The sequence below is a fragment of the Bradyrhizobium sp. MOS001 genome (assembly GCF_004634465.1).
GTDB lineage: Bacteria > Pseudomonadota > Alphaproteobacteria > Rhizobiales > Xanthobacteraceae > Bradyrhizobium > Bradyrhizobium barranii.
Window position 1 is genome coordinate 1 of sequence record NZ_SPVJ01000099.1, and the last position, 7171, is coordinate 7171.

The 7171-nt window shown below is 58.5% G+C and carries 8 protein-coding genes; 6 read left to right on the forward strand and 2 right to left on the reverse strand.

Annotation, left to right across the window (positions count from 1 at the left end; all coding sequences use genetic code 11):
- Positions 1 to 410 precede the first annotated feature (410 nt).
- From CT676_RS42485 to CT676_RS42505, 5 genes are all read left to right on the forward strand, one after another.
- Positions 411 to 1175 (forward strand): outer membrane beta-barrel protein, encoded by a 765-nt coding sequence (locus tag CT676_RS42485; RefSeq protein ID WP_038953383.1) that lies wholly within the window; start codon positions 411 to 413, stop codon positions 1173 to 1175.
- Positions 1176 to 1517: 342 nt separating this feature from the next.
- Positions 1518 to 1697, forward strand: a complete 180-nt coding sequence (locus CT676_RS42490) for an STAS/SEC14 domain-containing protein (protein WP_049808091.1) — start codon at positions 1518 to 1520, stop codon at positions 1695 to 1697.
- Between the two features lie 229 nt (positions 1698 to 1926).
- Positions 1927 to 2190 carry a hypothetical protein gene (locus CT676_RS42495; RefSeq protein WP_135217226.1) on the forward strand — a complete coding sequence of 88 codons (264 nt, stop codon included), beginning with the start codon at positions 1927 to 1929 and terminating at the stop codon, positions 2188 to 2190.
- Between the two features lie 386 nt (positions 2191 to 2576).
- Complete coding sequence (locus tag CT676_RS45865; RefSeq protein WP_135217227.1) at positions 2577 to 3035, forward strand: hypothetical protein; 459 nt, start codon at positions 2577 to 2579, stop codon at positions 3033 to 3035.
- 513 nt (positions 3036 to 3548) lie between these two features.
- Positions 3549 to 3899, forward strand: coding sequence for a hypothetical protein (locus CT676_RS42505; RefSeq protein WP_063981888.1), 351 nt, complete (start codon positions 3549 to 3551; stop codon positions 3897 to 3899).
- Between the two features lie 136 nt (positions 3900 to 4035).
- On the opposite strand, the gene CT676_RS45870 is transcribed toward CT676_RS42505, so the two are convergent.
- Both CT676_RS45870 and CT676_RS45875 read right to left on the reverse strand, forming a co-directional pair.
- Positions 4036 to 4329, reverse strand: a complete 294-nt coding sequence (locus CT676_RS45870) for a hypothetical protein (protein WP_244623519.1) — start codon at positions 4327 to 4329, stop codon at positions 4036 to 4038.
- Between the two features lie 128 nt (positions 4330 to 4457).
- A complete protein-coding gene (locus tag CT676_RS45875; RefSeq protein ID WP_244623521.1) occupies positions 4458 to 5285 on the reverse strand; it encodes a hypothetical protein in 828 nt (275 codons plus the stop codon).
- Positions 5286 to 5780: 495 nt separating this feature from the next.
- Here CT676_RS45875 and CT676_RS42515 point away from each other — a divergent pair, with 495 nt between their 5' ends.
- Positions 5781 to 6914 (forward strand): L,D-transpeptidase, encoded by a 1134-nt coding sequence (locus CT676_RS42515; protein ID WP_244623523.1) that lies wholly within the window; start codon positions 5781 to 5783, stop codon positions 6912 to 6914.
- Positions 6915 to 7171 lie beyond the last annotated feature (257 nt).

Sequence of the window (7171 nt, forward strand, 5' to 3'; positions counted from 1 at the left end):
GGATCTGTCCGCGCCTTCAACGAAGCGTCCCATCCATATCCCCCATCAGGAAACGGAGGAATCGTAACCGACTCGTGGCTTTTCACACAGCCAGGGTCAAAAGCAGCGGTGGACGCCAAGTTGGATCGGCGTCCGGTTTGCCCCTGACAGCCGACATGACACGCGCTCAATCGACCTTCGGCTAAGGGGCCAACAAACCGCCGCTGCCGCAAATTCTAAGACGCAAATTCCTTCGTTGATTGGTCAAAAGCGCTTACTCAACTAGAGCGCGCGCACATTTCCAAATTTTCCCGACTGTTGCCGCTTAGGCACATCGAATGCTAGTCGGCTCAGCTAGGTTCGAGCTGGAACGCCGGACATCCAAAAAAGAACCGGCATCGTTCGGGTGAAACGTGGATGGAGCGAGAATAATGAGGAAGATTTTGTTAAGTGGCGTGGCCTTGCTGGCAGTGAGCATGGCGGCCCCCGCGTCGGCGGCTGATATGGCGGCACGCCCCTACACCAAGGCGCCGCCGCCGGTGGTCGCTCCGATCTATGACTGGACCGGTTTCTACATCGGCGCCAACGGCGGATGGGGCCAAAGCCACAATTGCGTGGATTTCGTCACGCTCGCAGGCACAGTTGCAAGCGGTTGCCGGGATCGGTCGGGTGGCGTTGTCGGCGGGCAGGTCGGGTATCGCTGGCAATCCAATCAATTTGTGTTCGGATTGGAAGCGCAGGGCGATTGGGCCGACCTCAGCAACACACGCGTCAGCCTGTTCAACCCGACGCTTTCAACCACAGTTAAGACCGACGCCATCGGTCTCTTCACGGGCCAACTCGGTTGGGCGTGGAACGCGTCACTGCTCTACGTGAAGGGCGGCGCGGCCGTAACCAGCAATCGCCTGACAATATTCGACAACACCACCGGGATCGGTCTGGTCTCGGCAGATAACACGCGCTGGGGCGGCGCGCTGGGTGTCGGCTGGGAGTATGGCTTCGCACAAAACTGGTCGGTCGGTGTTGAATACGATCATCTGTGGATGGGACATGCGAACAACTCCTTCTCCGTGGCCGATCCGCGGCTTGCGGCCGTACTCAACGACCGGATCAGCCAAGACGTGGATATGGTCACTGTGCGCTTCAACTATCGCTTCGGCGGGTATGGAAAAGCTCCTGTCGCGGCGAGATACTGATCGCTCCAGTCTGCGCAAACCAAAGCCCCGGCTCGCCGGGGCTTTTTTGCGGGCTATGTATGGCTAGCGGTTGCTGCATCTTTGCAATGTCTGAGGTGGGTGAGAGCGCCGGTTTACAGATGTTGCGGCTGCTTTCGGTCAGCCCAATAAGCCGACGATAGTTGAGCGGCCTCGAACTTCTCAGGCCGGAGTTGCTGCGAGACCGACGCATCCTCACTCTCTCGCCGGTAGGGGCGCTCGCGAGAAAGCTAACTTTGAGCGGCTCGCCCAGGAAATCGATCCCTTTGTCGCGGCGAATGGAGAGCTGGCCGGCCTAATGATATTCGCAAAGGCCTTTCCGGGCTGGGACAGCTCAAGCTCGTCGGAGGCTATCATCGACAGGTGAAGCGCGTGGTCGTCGTGACTGACAGCGAGCTCTTCAAGGCCATACCGCGGATGGCGAAGCACTTTGTCTCGGCGCAAGTTCGTCGATTTTCGTCCGATCAAAAAGCGGAGACGCTGGCGTGGCTGGAAGCGCAATGATCCATATCGGCGTGATCCGCCCATAGTGCGCCCGCCAGGACAAGCCCCGGCTCATAGGATGGAAGTATCGGGCTTCTGTTTGATCCAGATCAACCTCCCTTTGTTAAGCAGCGCTGCACTAACACGGCCTGTGGCAAGCACCGACGCAGGCGAGACGTGCCCCTCTTATCGACGATGGCCTTGAGGGCGCAGGCTTTCACTGCCGTCGCGTCACAGATGGAGCCTTCCGATGTGGGTCCTGATGTACGTCTTCTCGTATTCAGTTAGTCCGGCCGCCACAAATGACAGAGCGGAATGGAGGGTCCTTCCGACCGTGGTATTCCAGGAATTTTCCAGTGAAGAGCGCTGCCTGGCAGCGAAGTCCAAACTGGAGGAGCGCTTGAAGGAGGCGGGAGCCAGGATGAGAAGCGGTTTGGAAGACTTGAAGAGCCTGGGTCAGGCTGACCCAGCGCAGATCATCATTGCCTTCAACGTCGAATGCGTACCGAAGTAGAGGCAGTGAACCACGACCGCGCCGCGCGCCAGACGGGAAGTCCTTGTCGAAAGCAACAATCGTTCGCAGGCTAGTTCTTCAACAAGTTTGGACGGGGGAAGGGAATCGAACCCTCGTATTCAGCTTGGAAGTCAGACGCGGCCGCCGGGTACGGCAAACTGTCAGAAACCATTCGGCGGTCGCAAGAAATGTAAGCGCATAGCCGTCCGATAACTGCGGGTGTCCCACGATCGCCTCAGATTGCCGCTCCAAACCTACGAAGGGTTCATTCCGGAGGCAGGCTGCCGAGTCCTGCTACCCGCTACCCGAACGCCCAGTGACGTCGTTCCTGCCGCAACACATTCGAACGTAGTACCGGGGTAAATGCAATGTTGAGAGGCACAAACATGAAATTCCTGACGGCATTGCTCGCTACAGCATTTTCACTGGGATACGCGGGCCCAAGCGATGCCGTGGTGAGGATTACCAACGATCGGGGTGGGTTGATCCAACGTTACTTCGATCGGTACGAAAACTTGAAGAACACGGGCCAGACTGTGATCATCGATGGCCTCTGCGCCTCGGCCTGTACGATCGTCCTAGCTAAGATCCCTTCGGAAAGAATCTGCGTAACTGAAAGGGCAAATCTTGCCTTCCACGCAGCCTGGGACCTGGGGGCTGGCGGACGCCAAATTACAAATCCAGAAGCCACACGAATAATGTATTCAATGTACCCGGCTCCGGTTCGGAATTGGATCGCAACGCGTGGTGGTTTGTCTCGTCACACAATCTTCCTGCGCGGCGCGAGGCTTAAGGCGATATTTCCTCCTTGCTATCTAGACGCTGCGGTTTTCCTGCGCTCGTAGTTGATCAGATGCTGGTCTAACCCAGCCGTTCCGCGCGAGGCGTTAGCATATTGGCGACGAACCACTGTGCACCCTGAATGGGTATTGTGCCGCCGGCAGCGAACTTCATTCGATCATGCAATGAGGAGGACAAGGATTCAGGCGAGGGTCTGCGGGGCAGAGACTTCCTCAATTCGAGCGACCTCGTAACTTCCCAACGTCGGCATATTGCTGCGCGAACCGCCGGGCCTCCTCTGCGCATGGCTTAGGCTCAGGTACGTTTTTGCCTGGGTCGTCGTGAGAGTTGTCCGTAAATCTCACGGTATAAGGTGGTAATGGTTCAAGCCTATCCGGCCCACTGCGGATTCAACTAGGCCCTTGAGGTCAAAAACCGCCCAGTAGCCCTGAAAGGCGTGAATGAAACGCCAGCGATGAGTCCGTCGACCAGGCTACCGCAAACGCCCACACGAGCACTCCGAGCAAGTACGATACTCTGATCGCAGCGCCCGCTCGATCGATCCCGTTCAGACCGTCGTGGTGCACCCCTGCGACGAGACCTCCCTGCGCTGCGGCGTCCTCGACAGCGCCAGCGCGGGCATCATCCGACCGATCCTGGTGGGTCCGGAGGGAAAGATCAGAGACACGGCCGACACTCACGGGCTCGACATCGCGAGAATCGAAATCGTCGATGCGCCGCACAGCGAGGCGGCCGCCGCTAAGGCCGTCGAACTGATCCACGCTGCCCACGGCGAGATGCTGATGAAAGGCAGTCTGCACACCGACGAGCTGATGTGTAGCATCACGGCCAAGGCCGGCGGTCTACGCATGGACCGGGCCACAACCAGACATCGGCATCTGATCGATCACCTCGTTAGCGCGCAGTAGGAATGGTCCGAGCGAGTCGTTGAAAACGTAAAGCGCGTCCTGCGCGACCACTGAGCGACACCACGTCTCGCGGCGGCGGTGAGGCCCCCGCTCGGCCCGCGCGTGCGGCAACTCCTACCAACCACTCAACGGAAATCTACTGGTTCGCCCGTTCGGCGTCGGCGGTAGCCATGTATTTCGATTGGAAATGCGCAACCCGCTCGCGCCACATTCCGACGAACGCCCCCGATGTCAGCTTATCCACCGATTTCCACTCGGCTTTGACGGCCGGAAGGGTATTCCGCCAGATCGCGCGTTTGCACCATTTTTCGCGTTTCTCCCTCCCTTCGCTGGTGGCACACATGGATTTCCAAGCGATGCGATCGGGTTGGCTGATGTGCTCGGCGGCGCCTTCCCAGCCTTGTTGATGGATCAAGTAAAGATCACTCAAGGTCGGCTTCTTCTGCGTCACCCACTCGAACAGAATGCCTTCGGTAATGACCTTGTAGGCTGCCGCAATGGCATTGTCGCGGGGATCAAGAATCTGCCCGGAGCCGAATTTGTTGAACTCGTACTTGCTCAGTTGAAACAGGCCGATATACGACCCCGTGCGCTGCTTGGGGTCGAAACCGACTCGATCTTGGCAACCGCTTTCATGAAATGGAAGTCCAGACCGAAAGCGTCGGAAGCGCGCTTGATCTCCTCGACCGGCGTTCCGACCGGGATGTCCTTGAGTGACTTTAAGACGATCTCCGCCGGTTTCTCGGCAGGAGGCAGTTCGGACCAGACGTAATAGATGAGATAGCGAAAATCCTGCGTCACCGGCGCCGAGTTGGAGGCATTGCGCGTTGTCGGCCCCGGTTGGGCGACATCATGGTGGCCCAAGTCCACCGATTCCTGCACGGGCGGTAAATCGGCCGACAGCATCTGCGACGGATCGGGCAACGCAGCCACGACGATCGATTCCGGCTTATCCGAAGCCGCCGTCGTGTCGGTGGCCGTCCCCGCCGCGGGTTCGGCGGCCGTCGCCACTTCGGCGCCAGCCACAGCAGCGTTCGCGACAACGGTGTTAGCGACAACGGCGTTGTCCATTGCGATTGCCTGCGGTTCATCCGCGAGCCTGGCGTTGGCGGCGAGCGATGCTGCGCGATCCTCGATTGGCACTGCGCCGATGTTCTCGGTGCCGGCCGAACCGAAGCCAGCCAGCCAGCCAACGATCCCCCCCGCGAGAACGACCGTTCCGCAAAACGTCGGCACCACTGCCGTAAATCGCCGCGGGTTCATCATCCCGTCGCTTCCAAAGGCCCCACCCGAGCAATGCTGCACAGCCAAGCACGCGACGGGTGAATTTTCGGGTCGAGACATGGCCGCGCAATGGCGCAAACCGCGGTTCATCATCTTTTCCACGAAGTGTTGCCCGCATGCAACGCGCCGGCGGCAAGCAATTGTTCTGCGACGTAAGCGTGTTGGGAAGTTTCGGACCCATGCGACGCATGCGGCTAGTTCGCGGCGAGCCGGTCATGGTGAATGTCGGACCAACAGGTGCGCTTGAGTGGCCGTAGTCGGGGATGCCGTCCCTTCGAGCGGTCTGTCGTTGACGATTTATGGGATCATCTGAGCGAACCGAACCCATTGCCCAAGATCAAAGCGTCCGTCGCAACGGCCCTCACACCGTACATTGATCGGCCCGGCGATCAGCGCGACGGCTATTGCCGATTGTCTTCTTCCGGCAGATTGGCCTCGTCATTGGAATTGGTCCAATTTTCGACCCACTGCGACCAGATTTGAAGACGAGGCTATGGTCGGTAACGCCACGCTTCTTGCGTTGGACCTCGCATGCAACTTCACTGCATGAGGCACTGAATGAGGAGGCAGACTCCAATAATAGCTTTCGCCGCTTTCATGCTCTCTACAGGGATCGCACACGCTCAGTTTCCGTTTTGGCCGCAGGACAGGTTCTGGCCAGGCCACTACGCTCCGTTCAAACACAAGCACTATCACCGGCAGACAAACTCTGGATCTGCGAAGAACGCTCGGCCTGAGGCCCCTCCGAAGGGCCCGCTCCAGATCATCATCTCGATCGCTGACCAACGGGTCTCGCTTTTTGACAACGGGGCACTGATCGCACGCTCGACGGTGTCCACGGGAACTCAGGGGCATCCTACACCCCTGGGCGTATTCAGCGTGATCAGCAAACAACGATGGCACCGCTCAAATATTTATAGCTCTGCCCCCATGCCCTACATGCAGCGCATCACCTGGTCAGGGATTGCGTTGCATGCCGGTGTCGTGCCTGGGCATCCGGCGTCACACGGCTGCATCCGTTTGAAAAATGACTTTGCCATTCGACTCTGGCATCTCACGAAGCGCGGCACGCGCGTGATCATTGCGCACCACGATGTCCAGCCGGTCGAGATAACCAGTCCGCACCTCTTTAAGCCGAAAGCAGTGTCCGGTTCGCCGGAATTTCAGGCTGCCACAGTCGTGGGTAAGAGCGTTAGCACAGCCGCGGCAACGCATGGATCACCGGTGTCCAAGACCGAGACTCCAGAAGCCACTAGTCTCCAGGTTCCAAACTCGGCTGCCGCTGAAGGCACACCCAGAAAGATGGCCCCGATCTCCGTCTTCGTGAGTCGTAAGTTGAGCAAGCTCTTCGTGCGTCAGGGCTTCTCGCCGTTGTTTGATGTTGCGGTCAAGATCGAAAATCCGGAGGAGCCCCTTGGAACGCACGTGTTTACTGCAATGGAATTCCAGAGCGAGGGAGCGGCTATTCGCTGGACCGTCGTGTCGATTCCGGACGAATTTCCTCGCATCGAGGATGCCACAAAAGAACGCGAAGCGCCCGTGAAGCAAACCGCCCTATCGGTACCGTCTCCCGATAAAGCCAACGCTGTCCTCAACCGCATCGAAATACCGCGGGATACCGTTGAGAGGATCTCTAAACTTCTGACGCCGGCCTCTTCATTGATTATTTCCGACGACGGATTTAGCCACGAGACGGGAAAAGACACGGATTTCATCGTTGTAACGCATTGATGCGGCGGCGCAACCCACCGACATACGATGCCGCTGCGCAACCCGCTGGAATTGTTCGACCGCAAATCTGGTGCAAGATTCTTGACCTCCGCTGTCATTCGGCCTGCAATATTTACAGACGATGACGTAATTGCGGTCGGCGCTCGTGGCAGACAAGCTCCGTTATCGTTGAGCCCTCGCAATCAAATGATTCGAAGGAGCTCCCATGAAGCAGTACGTCGGGCTGGACGTCTCACAGAGAGAAACCGCTGTGTGCG

Bases quoted from the DNA above. Each gene is read 5' to 3' on its own strand.
- CT676_RS42485 (WP_038953383.1), top strand. From the start codon at position 411: ATGAGGAAGATTTTGTTAAGTGGCGTGGCCTTGCTGGCAGTGAGCATG.
- CT676_RS42495 (WP_135217226.1), top strand. From the start codon at position 1,927: ATGTGGGTCCTGATGTACGTCTTCTCGTATTCAGTTAGTCCGGCCGCC.
- CT676_RS45865 (WP_135217227.1), top strand. From the start codon at position 2,577: ATGAAATTCCTGACGGCATTGCTCGCTACAGCATTTTCACTGGGATAC.
- CT676_RS42515 (WP_244623523.1), top strand. From the start codon at position 5,781: ATGCTCTCTACAGGGATCGCACACGCTCAGTTTCCGTTTTGGCCGCAG.